The organism is Nitrospirota bacterium (genome assembly GCA_016180645.1).
In the GTDB taxonomy this organism is placed as follows: Bacteria; JACPQY01; JACPQY01; order JACPQY01; family JACPQY01; genus JACPAV01.
Window position 1 is genome coordinate 19,604 of record JACPAV010000002.1, and the last position, 17,537, is coordinate 37,140.

General features: G+C 60.7%; 18 protein-coding genes. 7 read left to right on the forward strand and 11 right to left on the reverse strand.

The genetic code is table 11. From position 1 onward, the window contains the following. Window positions 1-20 precede the first annotated feature (20 nt). The 6 genes from HYT87_00110 to HYT87_00135 all read right to left on the reverse strand — a co-directional run bounded on the left by HYT87_00110 (window position 21) and on the right by HYT87_00135 (window position 5,905). Entirely contained in the window at window positions 21-1,109 is a 1,089-nt protein-coding gene (locus HYT87_00110) for an acyltransferase (GenBank protein MBI2058149.1), read from the reverse strand. 112 nt (window positions 1,110-1,221) lie between these two features. Beyond that, window positions 1,222-2,112, reverse strand: a complete 891-nt coding sequence (locus HYT87_00115) for a GGDEF domain-containing protein (protein ID MBI2058150.1) — start codon at window positions 2,110-2,112, stop codon at window positions 1,222-1,224. A 56-nt stretch (window positions 2,113-2,168) separates the two neighbouring features. Next, window positions 2,169-2,663 (reverse strand): hypothetical protein, encoded by a 495-nt coding sequence (locus HYT87_00120; protein ID MBI2058151.1) that lies wholly within the window; start codon window positions 2,661-2,663, stop codon window positions 2,169-2,171. Next, window positions 2,660-3,667: a membrane dipeptidase gene (locus HYT87_00125; GenBank protein MBI2058152.1), complete on the reverse strand. Its 1,008-nt coding sequence runs from the start codon at window positions 3,665-3,667 to the stop codon at window positions 2,660-2,662. Before HYT87_00125 ends, HYT87_00120 begins: the two co-directional genes overlap by 4 nt. A gap of 37 nt (window positions 3,668-3,704) precedes the next feature. Beyond that, the gene (locus HYT87_00130) at window positions 3,705-4,505 is read right to left on the reverse strand and encodes a hypothetical protein (protein ID MBI2058153.1); all 801 of its coding nucleotides are present in this window, start codon (window positions 4,503-4,505) and stop codon (window positions 3,705-3,707) included. A gap of 134 nt (window positions 4,506-4,639) precedes the next feature. Beyond that, a complete protein-coding gene (locus HYT87_00135) occupies window positions 4,640-5,905 on the reverse strand; it encodes a hypothetical protein (protein ID MBI2058154.1) in 1,266 nt (421 codons plus the stop codon). Between the two features lie 41 nt (window positions 5,906-5,946). On the opposite strand from HYT87_00135, the gene HYT87_00140 reads away from it, so the two are divergent. Together HYT87_00140 and HYT87_00145 are read left to right on the forward strand one after the other, a co-directional pair. Continuing rightward, window positions 5,947-7,353, forward strand: a complete 1,407-nt coding sequence (locus HYT87_00140) for an amidohydrolase family protein (protein MBI2058155.1) — start codon at window positions 5,947-5,949, stop codon at window positions 7,351-7,353. Beyond that, window positions 7,350-7,595 carry a hypothetical protein gene (locus tag HYT87_00145; protein MBI2058156.1) on the forward strand — a complete coding sequence of 82 codons (246 nt, stop codon included), beginning with the start codon at window positions 7,350-7,352 and terminating at the stop codon, window positions 7,593-7,595. Before HYT87_00140 ends, HYT87_00145 begins: the two co-directional genes overlap by 4 nt. 204 nt (window positions 7,596-7,799) lie before the next feature. Here HYT87_00145 and HYT87_00150 read toward each other — a convergent pair whose 3' ends face one another. Together HYT87_00150 and HYT87_00155 are read right to left on the reverse strand one after the other, a co-directional pair. After that, window positions 7,800-8,171 carry a hypothetical protein gene (locus HYT87_00150; GenBank protein MBI2058157.1) on the reverse strand — a complete coding sequence of 124 codons (372 nt, stop codon included), beginning with the start codon at window positions 8,169-8,171 and terminating at the stop codon, window positions 7,800-7,802. 534 nt (window positions 8,172-8,705) lie between these two features. Then, window positions 8,706-9,665 (reverse strand): hypothetical protein, encoded by a 960-nt coding sequence (locus HYT87_00155; GenBank protein ID MBI2058158.1) that lies wholly within the window; start codon window positions 9,663-9,665, stop codon window positions 8,706-8,708. 183 nt (window positions 9,666-9,848) lie between these two features. On the opposite strand from HYT87_00155, the gene HYT87_00160 reads away from it, so the two are divergent. Together HYT87_00160 and HYT87_00165 are read left to right on the forward strand one after the other, a co-directional pair. Beyond that, window positions 9,849-10,139, forward strand: a complete 291-nt coding sequence (locus HYT87_00160; protein MBI2058159.1) for a hypothetical protein — start codon at window positions 9,849-9,851, stop codon at window positions 10,137-10,139. A gap of 203 nt (window positions 10,140-10,342) precedes the next feature. Beyond that, on the forward strand, window positions 10,343-12,718 hold the full coding sequence (locus HYT87_00165) for a heavy metal translocating P-type ATPase (GenBank protein MBI2058160.1): 2,376 nt from the start codon (window positions 10,343-10,345) through the stop codon (window positions 12,716-12,718). A 72-nt stretch (window positions 12,719-12,790) separates the two neighbouring features. Here the strand turns inward: HYT87_00165 and HYT87_00170 are convergent, their stop codons facing one another. Next, window positions 12,791-14,581, reverse strand: coding sequence for an EAL domain-containing protein (locus tag HYT87_00170; GenBank protein ID MBI2058161.1), 1,791 nt, complete (start codon window positions 14,579-14,581; stop codon window positions 12,791-12,793). Window positions 14,582-14,752: 171 nt separating this feature from the next. On the opposite strand from HYT87_00170, the gene HYT87_00175 reads away from it, so the two are divergent. Both HYT87_00175 and HYT87_00180 read left to right on the forward strand, forming a co-directional pair. Next, a complete protein-coding gene (locus HYT87_00175) occupies window positions 14,753-15,112 on the forward strand; it encodes a hypothetical protein (protein MBI2058162.1) in 360 nt (119 codons plus the stop codon). A gap of 26 nt (window positions 15,113-15,138) precedes the next feature. Continuing rightward, window positions 15,139-15,429, forward strand: coding sequence for a heavy-metal-associated domain-containing protein (locus HYT87_00180; protein ID MBI2058163.1), 291 nt, complete (start codon window positions 15,139-15,141; stop codon window positions 15,427-15,429). 15 nt (window positions 15,430-15,444) lie between these two features. Here HYT87_00180 and HYT87_00185 read toward each other — a convergent pair whose 3' ends face one another. Further along, complete coding sequence (locus HYT87_00185; GenBank protein ID MBI2058164.1) at window positions 15,445-16,359, reverse strand: hypothetical protein; 915 nt, start codon at window positions 16,357-16,359, stop codon at window positions 15,445-15,447. Window positions 16,360-16,469: 110 nt separating this feature from the next. After that, window positions 16,470-17,150 (reverse strand): MotA/TolQ/ExbB proton channel family protein, encoded by a 681-nt coding sequence (locus tag HYT87_00190; GenBank protein ID MBI2058165.1) that lies wholly within the window; start codon window positions 17,148-17,150, stop codon window positions 16,470-16,472. Window positions 17,151-17,225: 75 nt separating this feature from the next. Here HYT87_00190 and HYT87_00195 point away from each other — a divergent pair, with 75 nt between their 5' ends. Continuing rightward, window positions 17,226-17,453 carry a YdcH family protein gene (locus HYT87_00195; protein MBI2058166.1) on the forward strand — a complete coding sequence of 76 codons (228 nt, stop codon included), beginning with the start codon at window positions 17,226-17,228 and terminating at the stop codon, window positions 17,451-17,453. Window positions 17,454-17,537: the final 84 nt, after the last annotated feature.

Consider the following 17,537-nt stretch of genomic DNA (forward strand, 5'->3'; position numbering starts at 1 on the left):
GCAAGCAGCGTGTTCCGATGTCAGAGCATCTGGGCCGTGGATTGGGCCCGATCCGATCTCCGCCCATTGCCGCTGAAGCGGTCTTTCAGTTTCAAGAAAGGTTTCTCCCAAACGTGGTAGGAGGCCGCTGCGGTGAGGAAGGCCAACCCCAGGTTTACGGGGAACCTCCGCCACCCTTCGGTTCCGAGAAACCACTGTTTGTCGTAGAGAAAAATCTGCTGCCAGATGTAGAGACTGTATGAAAGGACGCCAATGTAAACCATCACCCTGTGGTTCAGAAAACGATAGGTCAAGTCGTCTCTGACGGACACGACGCTCAGCATGAGATAGGCTGCACTCAGAGCGATCAGAGTGCCGCCGAAAGGCAACACGATAATGCCCAGCTTTCCGTTGTAGGACAGCGTTGAGACTCCCCACATCAGGCACACCGCCGTGATTCGGAGCGCCGGGTGCTTGAACAGAGCATGGTGGAGCCACTCTGGGTTGCGGTGCAATTTGACGGCGAACACGGCGCCGATCATCAGCGCATCGGCCTGGCCCAAGAAACCGCCCAGAAGGTACACGTTGAGAGATGGGATCTTGTACGTCAGTACGCGTGAGAGGGGAGCCCAAAGAATAAGAAGGGCGCTGATTCGCATAATGGCTTTTTCCGAACCTCCCAAGACCCAGGGCCAAAAGAGGTAGAATTGCTCCTCCACGCCCAGCGACCAGAGATGACCCACCAGCCATGTGCCACCGACGAAGTTCACCGTATAGGTCAGCGCGTGTATGAATAGTGTTCCCGGGATGGGGGTGCCGATGTGGGTATTGAGCAAGAAGATGACGGCAACATAAAGGTAATGGACGGGAAAAATGCGGAGGAAGCGGCGCACGTAAAACCTGGGGATGCTGGCCCGACCCCTTCCCCCCGATTTCTCCCTGAGAAGCAGGGTTGTGATCAGAAACCCACTGATGACAAAGAAGATCATCACGCCCAGGTTGCCCCCCGAAACAAAGCGAAGAATGCGGCCGGCCCACTCCGGGGTGCCGTTGGCATGGGCCAGATGCAAGGCGATAACGAGGAGGATGGATACGGCACGCAGGCCGTTCAAGGAAGGGATGGTGTTCACTGATGTTTTCGATTCAGCTCCCGTTTGTTCCCCGCACATTGCTCCGATGGATGGGCTTGGAACCACAGTGACCGCAGGCTCGACGGGGTGTAATAGAGTATACTGTCACCGATTATGAAATGACGGTGCGATTGCGGCCGGAGTTCTTGGCCTGGTAGAGGGCGCCGTCCGCCTTCTTGATGAACTCCTCGGAGGGAAGCAGGGTTTCCGCATCGATGACGTATCCGCCCACGCTCATGGTCACGGGAATCCGGTGCGGCTCGAAGATGAAGAGATGGTTCATCACGCTTTCGCGGATTTTTTCCGCCATGGACCAGGCATGCTGGGAGTCCAACCGGGCCGCCAGCACACTGAACTCCTCTCCCCCGTACCGCGCAAAGAGGTCCTCTTTGCGCACGCACGAGCGGGCGACGGACGCCACGCCCTGAAGGACTTGATCCCCTGCCACGTGGCCGAATTGATCGTTGACCTTCTTGAAATGATCCACGTCCATCATGAGCAGTGCCAGCGGTTGTTTGGTCCGTTTCGTTTCGCTGAGCTTCACTTCCAATTGGTCGAGAAAAAACCGCTTGTTGAAGACGTCCGTGAGGCCATCGCGCGTGGCCATCCGGTACATTTCGTCCACGCAGGAGGCCTCCACGTCGTCGGCGAGAAAGAACTTCACGGCGGTGGCGCCGATGTGGATCCGGTCCCCATCCTTCAGGGCCATCTCGTCCACCCTCGCCCCGTTCACATACGTTCCGTTCGTGCTCCCCACGTCCCGCACGCGGACTCCGCCCGTTTCCATGATGATCTCCGCGTGGTGGCGTGACACACTATCATCCGTCGGAAACCGGATCTCCATGTCCGTGCCGCGGCCCAGTCTTGTTCGGCCGGCGGCGATGTCCAGCCGCGTCCCTCGAAGCTCGCCGGTGAGAACGAACAAGCACGCCTTCTTCGCCTCACCGGCGCCCGCGGGCGACGTGGCGCGCCGGGTGGTTCGTTGCGTCGTTCGCTCGGTCATGAATCGAGAGCTACGTTACCGCCGCCCCCGGCCGACTTCAAGTAGGCGCCTGGAGCTTATAGGGTGACTTCGAGAAGCGATGAGATCGCGGAGGACTTCCCCGCGATGATCCAGTATCTCCCCGGCAAATCCGGAGCTGTGAGCGTGTACGTTTCCTTGAAACTGCCGATCACCTGGATACAGATTTCACCCTTGTCGATCATCACGGGGTTCAGGAAGATGGAGCATCCGTCACGTTTCTCCTCCATGCGCGAGAGCTTGTAGCAAGGAGTGGGAAGGCTTCCCTCGATCGTGACGTACACCGGCTGGCCCGGTCCGGCCGAGGCCGGCTGGAGCGAAATGGCCGACGGGGTCGCAGCCGATTCGGCAAGGCCGGGTACCGTGGTTGGGAGGGCCGGGTCTGCACAAGCAGATGGGGTCGGGGGGGGTGGTGGTGCGGCCCCGGACTCCTTGTCCGAATCGCTGCACGAAGGCGAGGCCAGGAAAAAGAAGGCGAGAAGCAGTCCCGCTCCTCTTCGCGGATGTCTGGCAATCGAGAGATTGAGTTTCATGTCGCTCCCGGCCAGTGGCGTTCCAGGTAGCCCATCGCGTTGTCGAAGAGAATCTTCCTTGCGACCGACTCGCCGTAGCGCTTCACAAGAGCGTCGTGGAGCCGCGGCATGCCGGAGATGTCGCCAATTTCACGAAGGGTCATCGTCCCGCTCATGTCACTGCCAATGCTCACCGTATTCTCACCGCCCAGGGACAGCCAGTGGTCGATGTGTCCGGTCACATCCTCCATCCGGCCCCACACGGCGGTCCGGCGAAGATAGTGGGGGTAAAGTATGATTCCCATCAGACCCCCCTTCTTGATCATCTCGCGACTCTGCTCGTCCGACAGATTCCGTGAGTGGCCGCAGACCGTGCGGCAGGCCCCATGGGAAAAGATGGGAGGTTTTCTCGCCTGCTCAAGCATGTCCCAAAATCCCGTCTCGGAGGCGTGGGCGACATCGACGATCATCCCCTGATCCTCCAATGTTCTCAGGAGTTCCCGACCGAACGGGCGAAGGCCGCGATTCGAGGAGAAGGCACCGGTGAGAAACGTGTCCCCCACGGGCGTATTGATGAAATGAACCATGGTGACGTAGAAGATGCCCTTTGACTTGAAATAGGCGACGTTCTCCAGATCGTTCCCAATGTGGTGGCCGCCTTCAAGGGCCAGGATTGCCGCGGTGCGTCCCGATTGAATGATCGGCTGGATTTCCGATGGAGTCTTCGCGTGAGCGAGGACATCCGAGTGAGCGGACACCCAGGTTTCGAAGACCCTGATTTGCGCCTTGGCATTCTCGAAGCAGTTCGAACGGGGCAATCGATTGAAGGCGTACACACAGAAGGTGATGAGCTTCACCCCGCTCGCCTTGATTCCCGGGATGTCGATGTGCGTGCCGATGGGGCCCCAGGGGAGAAACAAGGGATGCGGCTGCGGCGTCGCCAATTTCTTCCGGTAGTAGTACATCGGGATCAGCGCGTGCGTGTGCAGATCGGCCATCGGGAGGAGATCCATGGTGTGGTCCAATACTAGTCAGTCTCGTCAGAATCTCAACCCGCTGCCCCTACCGGTGCGCGTCAAAGTCGTCGAGCGAGCCGCTGTCTTTCTTCTCAGGAGGTTTCTTGCCATCGCCTTCTTCCTCCAGCCCTGCTTCCAAGCGGATTCCCACGCTGACCGTGAGGCCCTGATGAACATAGACATCATCAAACGGGACCATCGCGGCGGCCACGACACCCAGCCACGGCGCCGGGCGGGCCTCCACTCCCGCAAGGGCCAACGGGAGCGATTGTTCCCTCAGCTTGGGCGCATAGCACTCGCCGGCAGTGTCAACGCAGTTCGGCTCGAACCCAAGATTTCGGACCACGCCCCGCACTCCGGCCCCTCCAAAGGGGAGGAACTTTCCGAGATGCCCGTGGAGGATGAACTCGATGTGGCCCAAGATTTCGGTATCCACACCATTGCCCACCAAGCTCCACTCCGAAGTCTTCAACTCGTAGACGGAATAGGGGATCGCCTGCCAATCGAAGCCCACCCCCACCGATCCCCCAACGCTTTTCATCTCTTTCCTCAGGTGCAGGAAGGGGCCGAATCCGTGCGGCTTGTCGCGACTTGCCACCGCGGGAACATCGTCATAGTTACGAACCGCGCCGGCACGGCTTCCGAATATGTAGCTCACGCCGATCGACAGCCACTCGAGCGGCATGGCGTAAGGAGAAACCTCGCCCATGCGCGCGGCCACGCGCACCCCGGCATCACCCGGGCGCCCCACGCCCGCCGTCTGCAAGTCGGCCAGGCCGGGGGAGGCCGCCGCCCGAACTCCGACGGCCCTCTTGTGCCCGGCGTGCCCCGAATCCAGTGGGAGCACGGCCGGTGGGACCAAAGCGACTCGACGGATGTTCCGTACCGTTGGTTCACACGAAGCGGAGAAGATCAGCGCAGGAAGCACACCCCCGGAGATCAGAGCCCTCCAACCCATCCTTTTCATCGTACGCCTCTCTGTCAAAACCTCAATCCCATCCCGGCCAGAAGGGTGCTGAACGAACCCTTGTCTTCGGACGCGATGGAGCCGCTGCCCTCCACCTTGAAATCGAAGCTGATGAACTCAAAGAGCGGCGTTGCCGCATACACAAAAAGGTTCTTGATGGGAAATGCACGCAGGCCCACCATCGCTTGAAAATCGAGGATCGTGCTTTTCGTCCTGACCCCTTCGAATTCGGAGGACATCAGGATGCCGTCGAGTCCCACTTCCAAAATCGGGGCCACCACGTCCGCGATGGAGATCATCATCCCGCCGCCTGCGCGGAAGAGCTGAGGCTTCACGTCTTTGTCCGAAAAATCATACCCGTAGCCCAGGCCATAGAAGAAGCCGCCCTTGGGCCCTCCTGCCGCAACGGTCGTCTTCCCGACAAACCCGCCGAAAACCCCTTTTTTCTCCATGAAGAAAGCCGGCGACCCACCCCGAAGAACCTTGAAATGCGAGAGCGAAAGAGAACCCATCGCGTCTTTCTCACCCAGCTTGTAGACGAAACCTCCCCGGAAGGCGTGGTCCGGCGTTCGGCGGCTTCTCCCCTCTCCCCATCCCGTGAGGCCGGCATCGAATCCGAAGGCAAAGGTCCCGCCGCCTGCGAAGCCGTTGGGGTCGGTGCCTTCTTCGAGCAATCCCTGACGCTCGATCCCGCCCTGTTGCAGCGGCGTCCAGAAGAAAACATCCGCCGGACCGAACCCCACGGCCAGCCGCAGGCCGCTGGTCCAATCACCCTTCGGGTCCTGCACGTCACCCTCCGTGATGATTTCCGGCAAGACGGGATTCAGAACCCGACTGTAGTCCACCGCCAACTCGAAGCCCTTTCTGGGCAAGACGATGGGTAGGGCCCGATCCCACAGCGAGACCCGCCGCCTTTTGGAAGTCGTGGAGGCGCCCGCACCTGATCCGGTGGTGCCGACGACCACAAGGATGTAGGCGGAATGGGCTTCATCCAGTGTGGCGGGATCCTCGGTCAGTTTCAGTGCTCGCGCGAGCGCCACACATTCGGCCCCCGCGGGATCCTTGCAGAAAAGTTTGTCTCCCGCAATGGGCTTCTTCGGCGTGCCCACGCGGTATTTCTTCAACCCATTTTCCTTCAGAATCCTGGCGATCCAAGGAAGGCGGTCTCCGCCGGATCCATCGAGAACAAGCACGTCGGGAGGCTCCTCGCTCTCCGCTCTGAGGCCCGATGGGTCCAGGCTCATCACCCCCGCAAGGAGAATCGCTACCGTTCGGCGCACGATGCAGTATGATACGCCGCGGACGGGAAAACAGACAGCGCATGCGAAAATCCAAAGTCCTCCTCTCATTCATCCTGATCCTGTGTCTCGCTTCGTGCGCGAAGCGGGCGACCCTCGTCCGCTATTCCGATTCGGAAGGCGGACTGACCGTTGTTCGGAATGTCCGGGTCTTCCCCGCCACCGGCGCCGATGCCCTGCCCGGACACGATGTGTGGGTGGTCAACGGCGTCATCGAAGTCGTCCTGCCCACCGGACGCACTCCGCCGCCCGTGGGAGCACAAATCGTGGACGGGACGGGCAAGACTCTGCTGCCGGGGCTGATCGACGTGCACGTTCATGTCGAGGGAAGCCCTCGGCCCGCATGGGATATGGGCCTCCCGAATCCTCGGACGAACGTTCGGCAACTCCTATACGCCGGCGTTACCACCGCCTTCGATTTGGGCGGTCCGCTCAAACTCCTTGGAAAACTTCGTGCCGATATCGAAAAGGGAAGTCTGCCGGGTCCGGACCTGTATTACTCGGGTCCCCACGTTGCCATCAAGAACGGCCATCCGGCGGCGATGGTCTCGATGATCGTGCCCGGCCCGTTCGACCGCATGGTCCGTCCACACGTCTCCTTCGAAGTCGAATCGGAGAAGGACATTGATGCGGCGCTGGCGGAAATTCGAAAGCTGGGTGGATATTTGGTGAAGGTGACCGAGGATGAAATTCCACTGGGTGCGCCCATGCTCCCGCCGGCACTTCTCGCACATGCTGTTCGCCAGGCCCACGAGATGGGTTTCAAGGTCGCCGCGCACATCGGCAGCAACGCCAACGCCCTTGCGGCCGTGGACGCCGGCGTGGACATGCTCGTCCACAATGTCTATCGTGAGGTTCTGATGCCGGACACGGCGGAGCGGATTCGCCAGGCCGGCGTGGCGGTCGCTCCCACCATCGGAGTGTTCCATTCCATCGATCTTCTCGCGTACGAAGGACCGGACACATGGCCCCTGATGATTCAAATGGTCGAGCCGGAAGTTCTTGAGGCGCTCCGAAACCGGCCGAAGGAATGGGAACTGAAGGAGATCCGGCCATGGCTCGCGGCCGTGCACGCCAATCGCGAACAACGGTTCCGCAATGCCGCGATGCTGCGCGAACACGGCGTGACACTCCTGGTCGGGAGTGATTCGGCCAATATGGGGTGGCCGGCCGGCGCCGCGATTCATCGGGAGATGGATTACCTCGTGCGGGCGGGATACACGCCCTCGGAAGTGCTGACCGCCGCCACACGGAACAATGCGCGTGCGATGGGCCTCACGGATCGGGGCACAATTGAGCCGGGAAAACGCGCCGACCTTCTGCTGGTCGAGGGCGATCCCACTCAAGACATTGAAGCGGTCCACCGCATCGCCGCGGTGCTGGCGGCCGGTCGGGAAATCGCACGGGGTGTCCCTTCCCCCCGGCCATGAGCGTCACTCGCCTCTGGAAATGGCGGCAGATTCCGGCGCTGATATTTTGGCTTGCGGTCTTCGCGTGGAGAATTCGGCGACGCGATTGGTTCCGACGGTTCCCGTTTCTCCCGATTCCTCCCGGAGGGTATCTTCGGTGGCGAATGGAGCTGGCGTACGGGCCCTACCCTGTCGGGCGCGGCAACCGGCTGATCGACATTTTCAACTTCGCCTACGCTCTCCGCCAATTCGAGCGGATGTAGCCCCGGCCGGTCTCTTCGAAAAGAGTGTCAAGATAGCAATGTCTGACCCCTATGTCCTGTCTCTTTTCATGACCCCTGTGTCTCCCCTCATGGTTCGACTGGCTCACCACGAGCGGACAACTTGCCGCTCGTCCTGAGCGTGTCGAAGGACGAGACTGCATTGGCAATGCGGGCATAATTGACCCGCCTCAGCCTTGCGCATCCTCAGTCCGCTTGAGGCGGATCGGAGGCCCGCTCCATCTGGCCGGGGCCGGGGCTGAGTATTCCCATCGAACCCATGGCGGGACCTGGGTCCCTCACCGACGCAAGCATCCAGACCGTAAAAGCAAGCACGAAGAAAGCGATCAGGAGATCGATCCGGTTCAGGCCCGGAAAGAACCTCCCGCAGTAGGCGCAGGTGTAGCCGAAATGGAAGGGTGAAACGGGCATGTGGCATCGGCTGCATGCTCTTTCTCTCCGGACGCCGCTCTTCCGCACCCTCAAATGGGATCGCGCCGGGGCCATGGCGACAGCGCGGATTCGGCGGATCAGCCGCCCCCCGGAGAAAACCGCAGCACTTCGAATTCTTACTTTCACGCCCTCACTCCCATGGTCGTTAGTTACTCCGCGCAAGAATTTCAAAAAAAACGCAAGCGATTTGGGCTTCGACTCGTCTCGCGCCGCTTATCCCCTCCTCATTTCAGAGACCCAATACGCCATCATTCCAAGCAGGGGAAATGTTCCATGGGCGCCTTTCGCCCGCAATGGGCACTTTCCCTACCATTAGGGGGGGAAATCACCCCGTCACTGAATGCGGGGGCGGCTTCGGTCAGAGGAAATGCAACGGAAAATCAACTGGGAGTGTGTCTGGAGTTACTGAATTTCCCTCGTGCCCAACGGGGCGTGAGCATTCGGACCGCGACCGCCTCATTGAGGCTAAGCCTCGATAGCCGCCATTGAGGCCTAGCCTCGGAACTTGAGCGAGTCTGCCGGGACCTTGCCGCGGAAAATCAGTAATCTCCAGACCCAATACCCCTCCGTTTATCCTGAGCGCCGTCGAAGGACGAACGGAGGCCATCCCAACAGTCTCCCAGGAAAAAGCGGCTGTTCGGGAAGGGATCGTCGCAACGGCTACTCCTCTTCCTCGTCCTCCTCGAACTCCTCCTCATCCTCCTCCCTCGGAGCCGGCTTCTTGGGTTCCTCCTTCGGTTTCACCGCCGAGGGGGGGGGAGCCTGGCCGGCCAGCCAGTTTTTCAAGTCGCCCAGCGCCGGACCCAACGCGCCCTGCGCGCATCGCTCGCTCAGCGTCGTCACTTCGGAGAGGAGAGACGAATATTTCGACTGCTTCTCGCCCATCGTGGAGTTCAAGTCTGTCTGGATGCGCCCCACCTCGGTCACGAGTTTGACCACGCGCCCGAGAGTCTCCGGCGAATTCTCGCATCCAGCCGAAGCTCCCGAAGCGGCCTTCGCGGGGACAGAACCTGCAGGCGTGGGGCCAAGCATCGTCGCCGTGAATTCGGCTTCGATGTCCATGGACGTCATGCCGACCAATTGGGGAGGCGTGAGCAGCCAGTAGACCCTGCCGCCTTTGATCTGCTTCGGCCCGAACGGCATCGTCCCGTTTTTCAACATCCGGGCGGAGCGAGCCGGACCCGGCAATTCCAATGTCAACTTGTACATTCCAGGTTTGGAGGATTGGGCGGACAACACCTGCAGATCCTGACCGGCGGTCCAGTGCACCACCTGGTCGGGCGTCCAACTTCTTGCAAGTTTCAGCTTGTAGGATCGGCCCGTCCGCCCCGGCTCCGCCGACACCTGAAATCCCCCTCCCGGCGCCACCCCCGCCGCCATCCAGGTTCCATCGTGGGCCAGGTTGTACAGTCGCCCTTTTTGCCCTCGCACGGGGGCGATGGAAACGCTCTGGAGGGCCGCCTCGAACGGATCGACCAAGCTGGACACATCGGTCTGGAGGTACATCGAGTATTTCGACCGCCAGCTCGTGTCGAAGGATATCGTTTCGAATACGTCGAAGCAGGAGGTCAGAAGCGCACTCGCTCCCGCCGCCACAAGAATTGAACGTAGTTTTCCCATGCCCCTAAAGTGCCGCACAAAGGTCCCACCGTCAAGCGCTGAAAACGGGAGATTCTACTTTCTTGTTTCTGCCACGCAGCCGGTCGAACGGAGAGCGAAAAGGTGGAAGGTCCCCGTTTCCGAGGTCGGATTGTTGAAATGCGCCATCGTTTGTGGTACCAACCGCGCAAAAAGGAGGAATCGATGAAGATATTGAAAACGCTCGGCGCGGCAACTTTGCTGGCCGGGCTGGCCGTGGCAACGCCCGCGTGCCAATCCAAGCAGCTTCAGCAGAAGATCTCGGGACTCGAGCAGGAAAAGCAGACGCTCGCGCAGGAAAAGACCGACTTGAGCAACAAGGCGGCTCAACTCACCGAGCAAGTCAACTCGCTCCAGAATCAAGTGACCGCGCTTACCCAGGAGCGGGACACTCTCCAGAAGCAGGCAGCAGACATGCAGGCGCACGCTTCGAAGGGGAAAGGCAAGAAGAAGTAAGAGCCTCTAACAGAATGCCGATTCGTAGGGGAGCATCTTCAGATGCTCCCTCTTGTCGGGAGGGTCTGAAGACCCTCCCCTACGCATTCTGCTAGACGCACTAAGATCGACATCGTCGTTCGCACGACGAAAGAATTGCGCGGGCACGAGCCGTTCAGGCCGTGCCCGTTTTCTTCTTCGGCAGAAGGATTCTAGAGAATTCAATGTCTGACCCCGAATCCCTTGCCGACCCTGTTTGCGGCATGATCGTGGAGCCCGCTACAGCGGCGGGGTCGCACGTTCACAAAGGGGCGACCTACTATTTCTGCAACCCCCGCTGCCTCGACCAATTCCGCTCCAACCCCGAAAAATATATTTCTGCGGCGCCATCGACTGAGCGCACTCCGGATTCCCCATCCCCCGCGTCACACCTCCCTCCCCCCGTCTCTCGCCTCGCGCCTCACGCCTCTCGCCCCACGGAATACACCTGCCCCATGCACCCGGAGGTCCGTCAGAAGGGGCCGGGATCGTGCCCGCTCTGCGGGATGGCCCTTGAACCGGTGGAAATCGCGGCGGAAGAGGAAGCCAATCCCGAACTTCAAACCATGACCCTGAGGTTCTGGATCGGCCTGGCTTTCACGCTTCCCCTTTTCCTCCTATCGATGTCCGACCTCATTCCCGGCCAACCCGTTCAGCATGGAGTTGCTCCTTCAATCCTGGCTTGGATTCAGATGGGACTGGCAACACCAGTCGTCCTGTGGGGTGGAGCGCCGTTCTTCGCGCGCGGCTGGGCATCCATCCGCCGCCGAAGCCCCAACATGTTCACGCTCATCGCCACCGGCACGGGCGTCGCCTACGTGTACAGCGTCGCCGCCTCCGCCTACCCCTCGGCCCTTCCCGTAAGTTTCCGCGGCCACATGGGGGAAACGCCGGTGTACTTCGAATCGGCGGCCGTCATCGTCACGCTCGTCCTCCTCGGCCAGGTGCTGGAACTCCGCGCCCGCAGCCGAACCGGTCAGGCCATTCGATCCCTGTTGGCCCTCGCTCCCAAAACCGCGCGGATCGTTCGCGAGGACGGCCGGGAAGAGGACGTCCCGTTGGAACAGATCCAGCGGGGTGATCGACTCCGTGTCCGTCCCGGAGAAAAAGTCCCCGTGGACGGGACCGTTGTCGAAGGGACCAGCTCGGTGGACGAATCGATGGTGACGGGCGAACCGATTCCCGTCGAAAAGAAAGCGGGCGATCGCGTCACCGGCGCCACGATCAATGGAACGGGATCGTTCGTGATGACGGCCGAACGCGTGGGAAGGGAGACCTTGCTCGCTCAAATCGTGCGAATGGTATCCGACGCCCAGAGAAGCCGCGCGCCGATTCAGAAATTGGCGGACCAGGTTTCCTCCTATTTCGTGCCGGCCGTGGTCGCCGCCTCCGCCCTCACGTTCGCCGTGTGGGCGATGATCGGCCCGGAACCTCGTCTCGCCTACGCGCTCGTCAACGCCGTCGCCGTTTTGATCATTGCCTGCCCCTGCGCCCTGGGCCTCGCCACACCGATGTCCATTATGGTGGGCACGGGGCGCGGCGCCGGCACCGGCGTGCTTTTCAAGAATGCCGAAGCCCTCGAGATCCTGGAAAAAGTGGACACGCTCGTTGTGGACAAGACCGGCACGCTCACCGAGGGGAAACCGCGGCTGATGTCCATTTCCCCCCGCGCCGGGCTCGATGAGGCGGAACTCCTTCGCCTCTCGGCCGGCCTCGAACGCGGAAGCGAACATCCTTTGGCCGCGGCGATCATCGCAGGCGCGGAAGTTCGGAAGATTCCCCTCGGCGAGGTCACCGGTTTCATCTCCTTCATCGGCAAGGGAGTCAGCGGGACGGTTGGAGGCCGCCATGTGGCGCTTGGAAACGCGCGACTCTTTGAAGACCTCCGCATCGATCTTACGCCGTGGTCGTCGGAAGCCGACAAATTGCGGGCGACCGGCCAGACGGTCATGTTTGTCGCCGTGGACGGCCGGGCGTCGGGACTCCTGGGCGTCGCGGACCCCATCAAGGCATCGACCCCCGAGGCGATCCGGTCCCTACGCGAAGAAGGCATCGAGGTGGTCATGCTGACCGGTGACACCCAGTCCACCGCCCAGACCGTGGCCGCTCAACTGGGGCTCACGCACGTGGAGGCCGAGGTGCTGCCGGAGGCGAAGAGACAGATCGTGAACCGGTTGCAGGAGGAAGGGCGCGTCGTCGCCATGGCGGGCGATGGCATAAACGATGCCCCGGCGCTGGCCCAGGCCCACGTGGGGATCGCCATGGGAACGGGGACGGACGTGGCGATTCAGAGCGCCGGGGTGACCCTCGTCAAAGGAGACCTGAGGGGGATCATGCGCGCCCGGCGACTGAGCCGGGCTACAATGAAAAACATCCGGCAGAATCTGTTCTGGGCGTTCGCCTATAACGCGCTCGGCGTCCCACTCGCCGCAGGCGTCCTCTACCCGGTCTTCGGCCTGCTCCTATCTCCCATGATCGCCAGCGCTGCCATGAGCCTCAGCTCCGTCTCCGTGATCACCAACGCCCTCCGCCTCCGCAAGGTAAGCCTGCATATTCGGTGACAGTATACTCTATTTCATCGTAATAGAGTATACTGTCACCGAGTATTCCTGAACGAGTAGGCTGAAGCCTGCCTACTTCGGAAGGAGGCCCTTCTTGCGGGAGCGGGCGAGGAGGGACTGGAGTTCGGAGGCGGGGAGCGGGCGGCTGAAGAGATAGCCCTGGGCCAGTTCGCAGCCTTTGGCGCGGAGGAATTCAAACTGTTCCTTCGTTTCCACGCCCTCGGCCACCATTTTCATTCCCAGATTGTGCGTGAGCGAGAGCACGGTTGCCGCGATCGCCGCATCGCTGGCATCGCGCACCAGGTCCGCCACAAACGATTTGTCCAGTTTCAGGGCATCCGCCGGAAAATCCTTGAGATACTCCAGCGACGAATAGCCCGTTCCGAAATCGTCGATGGCGATTCGGAGGCCGGTCTTCTTCAATTCCTTGAGAAGCACGATGGTGTCCTGCACCCTGTGCATGGCGGTGCTCTCCGTGATTTCCACTTCCAGGCTCGATGCGGGCAGGCCGGTGTCTTTGAGGGTGCGGGAGAGGAGTTCAGAGACATTCACATCCTGGAACTGGCGGGCCGACAGATTCACCGACACACGAAGATCACGCCAGCCGGCCTCATGCCATTTGCGCACCTGCGCGCAGGCGGTTCGGAGAACCCACTCGCCGATGGGGATGATCAACCCCGTCTGCTCGGCCACAGGAATGAAATCGATGGGGAACACGAGCCCCAAGTCCGGATGTTCCCAGCGGGCCAGCGCCTCGACCCCCACGATTCTGCCGGTTGAAAGATCCACCATCGGCTGGTAGTGCACGGCAAACTCGTTTCGCTCCAAGGCCCTTCGGAGCTGATTTTCCAGGAGGAGCCGCTCAAACGCCGCCACATTCATCGAAGAGGCGTAGAACTGGTACATATTGCGTCCACGCTCCTTCGCCCGATGCAAAGCCGTGTCCGCATTCTTCAAAAGTGTCTGTGCGTTCTTCCCATCCGACGGGTAGAGGGCGATCCCGATGCTGGTCGTGATGTGGAGTTCCTGCCGGCGGAACTTGATGGGCGGGTGAAGCGATTTCAGCACGCGCTCGGACAACTGAGCCACAAATTGAGCTCCCGGAACCTGGGGGAGCAGCAGAACATACTCGTCGCCCCCGAGGCGGGCGAGCGTGTCACCTTCGGAAATCTGTTTTCGAAGGCGGCTGGCTACGGTGGTGAGCACCTTGTCTCCCGCCGAATGGCCGAGCGTGGCGTTGATGTTCTTGAACCGGTCCAGATCGAAACAGAGGAGCGCAAGCATGAATTTGCTCCGGGCGGCCTGCGACAGCGCTACTTCCAATCGGTCTTCGAACAGCATCCGGTTCGGGAGACCCGTCAGGGAATCGTGGTACGCCACGTGGAGCAGTTCCGTTTCGGCCTGGCGCCGGGCGGTGACGTCCGAAGCCACCCCCAGCATGCCTGTCACCTCGCCCGATCCGTTTCGGATCGGCATGTACCGGGTTTCGAAAATGCGTCCAGCGCCCGGTCCGCCGCCGACCTCCACGGACTCTTCAAAATCTTCGCCGGCAAGCGCCCTCTTGATGTTCTCCTGAATTTTCGGATCGCCCTTGTAAACCTCGTAGGCGGAGTGCCCCACTACCTCCCCAGCCTCCAGCCCGAGGGCACTGAGGCCCTTTCCCTCTGAAAGTGTGAAAACACCTTTGCGGTCCACCGCAAAAAGTATGATGGGAGCATGCGAAAGCGCCTGGCGGAAGTATTCGCCGTTCGGGCGCGGCGGGGCAGGGTGTTGGTGATCGGTTGCAGGGGCCTTGCGACGAGTTGCCGCCGGCCATGGCCTGGCATGCTTTCGGGATGCCCTCCTGCTCCGTTGAACCTGCATGGAATCAAACCGCATTCTAAAGTGGGAACCCGTCGAATACAATCGAATTTCACTCTGCCCTTGCCGTGCTTTCGCCGCCCTTCCTTGGGCGGCCCTGGCCGCGGCAAGGACCGCACCATCCATGGCTGGTAACGGTTTGCCTTTGGGCCCCACAGAGCTACAGTGAGCAGAATGGCGAAGGGAAAATGGTTTGGGGCGGGACTGGCCGCTTCGATCGGCGCGGCTGTGGCGGCGTCGCTCTGCTGCCTCGGGCCAACGCTCGTCATCGCCGCGGGAGGAATCGTGACAGCGGCCTTCGGCGGGGTGTTCGAATGGTTCCAGGCGTGGAGGCCGGTCTTCACCGCGATTTCGCTCGGCTTTCTGGGTTTGGGCTATTGGTACGTTTTCAGGTCCACGCCGCCGCCCGATGCGGATTGTGATAAGGGCGTATGTACGCCTCGAAATCCAGTTAACAAGACCCTTCTGTCCATTCTGACGCTGGTGGTGGCCGTATTGATCACCGCCCCATACTGGCTGACGTGGGTGAGCTGATTTTACTCAAAGAAAGGAGCAAGAATATGAAACAGGGACTCATCATTTTCGCTTTGATCGCCGCGGTCTTCGCGGGGGCGGCCCAGGGCGCGTTCGCCGCGGAAAAATCGTGCACACTGGAAGTCGCCGGAATGACGTGCGACTCCTGCGTGAAGCACGTGCAGGATGCGCTGAAGAAAGTGGATGGAGTCAAGACCTCGAACGTTGATATCAAAGGAAAATCCGCGAGCGTGGTCTTCTTGGACGACAAGACCTCGCCTGAGAAACTGGCGGATGCCGTGACGAAAGCGGGCTACGAAGCGAAAGTCAAGAAATAGGCGGTCGATTCCCCATCACCGCTGCCGGATCCAATCCGAATCGGCAGCCGCGGCATAGCGCGACCGGATCAGACGGGTGAGATCCTTCGTCCGGGGATCCCCGGGGTATCCCGATGCCACAGGAATGCCCCCTTCCAAACCGAAATGCCGGTTCTCCGCCAGCATGAACAGCTCTCGGACGTACTTCCCAACGATCGAGGCCATCGCGACCGGTGCATATCCGGCGTCCGCATCTCGAACGAAGCGAAATTCCCTGCCGTCGGAAAACCGGTATGAGGATTCCTCCGGCTTCTCCTTCATCGATTCCCACGGAGGAATCAGGGCCAACCGCTCCGCCCGGTACTTCGTCAGGAACGGGGTGTATCTCCGTGTGCCCCCCACTTTTCCGAAAACGTACTTGTCCCCCGGTGGTCCGTAGATCACCAAATCCATAAAGAGGGAGAAATCGCAGTAGGCCTTGCTCCCCCGCGCCGGGATCAGTTCGTTGAACGTTCGAGGCGGAAGGATCGCGATGGCAATTCCCCGGACTCTCCAGCGATTCAATTCTTCGAGTCCCTTGCTTTGCAAAGCCCCCCTTGACGACCAGAGTGAGAGTTTCATGCCCTCTGCGCAGTCTCCGAGCATGCCCGCTACTTCCGGCCCGGCCCGTTCGCACAGGGCTTCAAACTTCAGCAGGGCGAACCGATCCACGAGCCCGCGCAGGGATGTCGGCCGATGGCCGGCCGCAGCCAGAATTTCGAGCGCCGCGGATTCGCCACGCGCGTAGGCCGCCGGCCGGCGGTGGAACACTTTCTTGCTGTCGCGCACGAGCAATTCATTTCCAGTGAGACGGGCGGATTTCAGATCGGGAACCTCCACGGCGACCGCGGTGGCGACCAGCGGACCGAGTTTCGGTCCGTATCCGTTTTCGTCGATGCCGACGAGAATCACGAGTAGCGGTCAGCAATCAGCTTTCAGCGGTCAGCTTCGGGTGGGCAATGCGAGGAACAATGGGCGCTGAAACGGCTGAAAGCTGACGGCTGAGTGCTGATCGCTTGTCGTCACACCGTCCAGCTTTTCTGCTTCACGGACATGTCCAACTGGCGGGCGTATTTCTGGAGCATGCCGGAGATCAGCCGGATTCGGGCAATGAAGAAGTTGTAGCTGGCGGCGGCCGGGATCGCGGCGAACAGTCCGACGGCGGTCGCGACAAGCGACTCTGCGATACCGGGCGCCACCGCGGCGAGGCTGGCGGAACCCATCTGCGCGATGCCCCGGAAGGAATTCATGATCCCCCAAACGGTGCCAAAGAGCCCGATGAACGGCGCCGTGCTCCCGATCGTGGCCAGATAAATCAGATTCTCTTCCAGGCGCCGCACTTCCTGGTCCACAAACTCACGCGACTGGCGGTTCACCTCCTCCTCCATCCGGTCCTTGTAGGTAAACTCGGCCTCGGGATGAGGATGTTTTTGTTCGAAGAATTTCTCCTGGTCAAGGAAGGTGCACGCGTCCTTCAAAAGCGCGGCGATATTCGAGGTCTTGAGTTTGCTCGTCGCACGATACTGCGCATCGATCTCGGAGACATGTTCGATGGCCTTCCAGAATTCGGCGTTCGCCCGGCTGATTTCGTTGAACTGCCGATGCTTCATCACGATGATCGCCCACGACGCCACGGAGAGCAGGACCAGCACGAGGAGGACGAGCTTGACGATCAGACTGCCTGAAGCAATAAATCCCAACATGTTGAGTGTGCGCGCAATCTATCATCGGTCCAACGCATTGACAACCCTTCCCTTTTCACCTACGATCCGTACCTTGTGGAGCACAACACGGTGCTTGGGAGCCGGAACGTAGAGGACGTCGCCGCCCAAAATCCGGAGCTTAGGCAGTTGCTCGATGAACACCGGGTGCTGGACGGAAAGCTCGATCAGTATGCCCAGCGACCCTACCTCACTTCCTTGGAGGAAATTGAGGTCAAGACCTTGAAACGGGAGAAACTGCTTAAGAAGGATAAGATCGAGGCGATTCTCTCGCGTTACCGCTAGCAAGGACTCGCATCAGGCGCTGAGATCAAGGGGGCACGGGATCGCCCCGAGTGCCCGTTTATCATTTTGCTCAGATGCTGCGCT

Coding starts and splice junctions, on each gene's coding strand:
- HYT87_00170 (MBI2058161.1), bottom strand. CDS start 14,581: ATGCAGGTTCAACGGAGCAGGAGGGCATCCCGAAAGCATGCCAGGCCA.
- HYT87_00160 (MBI2058159.1), top strand. CDS start 9,849: ATGAAGATATTGAAAACGCTCGGCGCGGCAACTTTGCTGGCCGGGCTG.
- HYT87_00120 (MBI2058151.1), bottom strand. CDS start 2,663: ATGAAACTCAATCTCTCGATTGCCAGACATCCGCGAAGAGGAGCGGGA.
- HYT87_00155 (MBI2058158.1), bottom strand. CDS start 9,665: ATGGGAAAACTACGTTCAATTCTTGTGGCGGCGGGAGCGAGTGCGCTT.
- HYT87_00175 (MBI2058162.1), top strand. CDS start 14,753: ATGGCGAAGGGAAAATGGTTTGGGGCGGGACTGGCCGCTTCGATCGGC.
- HYT87_00190 (MBI2058165.1), bottom strand. CDS start 17,150: ATGTTGGGATTTATTGCTTCAGGCAGTCTGATCGTCAAGCTCGTCCTC.
- HYT87_00165 (MBI2058160.1), top strand. CDS start 10,343: ATGTCTGACCCCGAATCCCTTGCCGACCCTGTTTGCGGCATGATCGTG.
- HYT87_00140 (MBI2058155.1), top strand. CDS start 5,947: ATGCGAAAATCCAAAGTCCTCCTCTCATTCATCCTGATCCTGTGTCTC.
- HYT87_00180 (MBI2058163.1), top strand. CDS start 15,139: ATGAAACAGGGACTCATCATTTTCGCTTTGATCGCCGCGGTCTTCGCG.
- HYT87_00115 (MBI2058150.1), bottom strand. CDS start 2,112: ATGACCGAGCGAACGACGCAACGAACCACCCGGCGCGCCACGTCGCCC.
- HYT87_00145 (MBI2058156.1), top strand. CDS start 7,350: ATGAGCGTCACTCGCCTCTGGAAATGGCGGCAGATTCCGGCGCTGATA.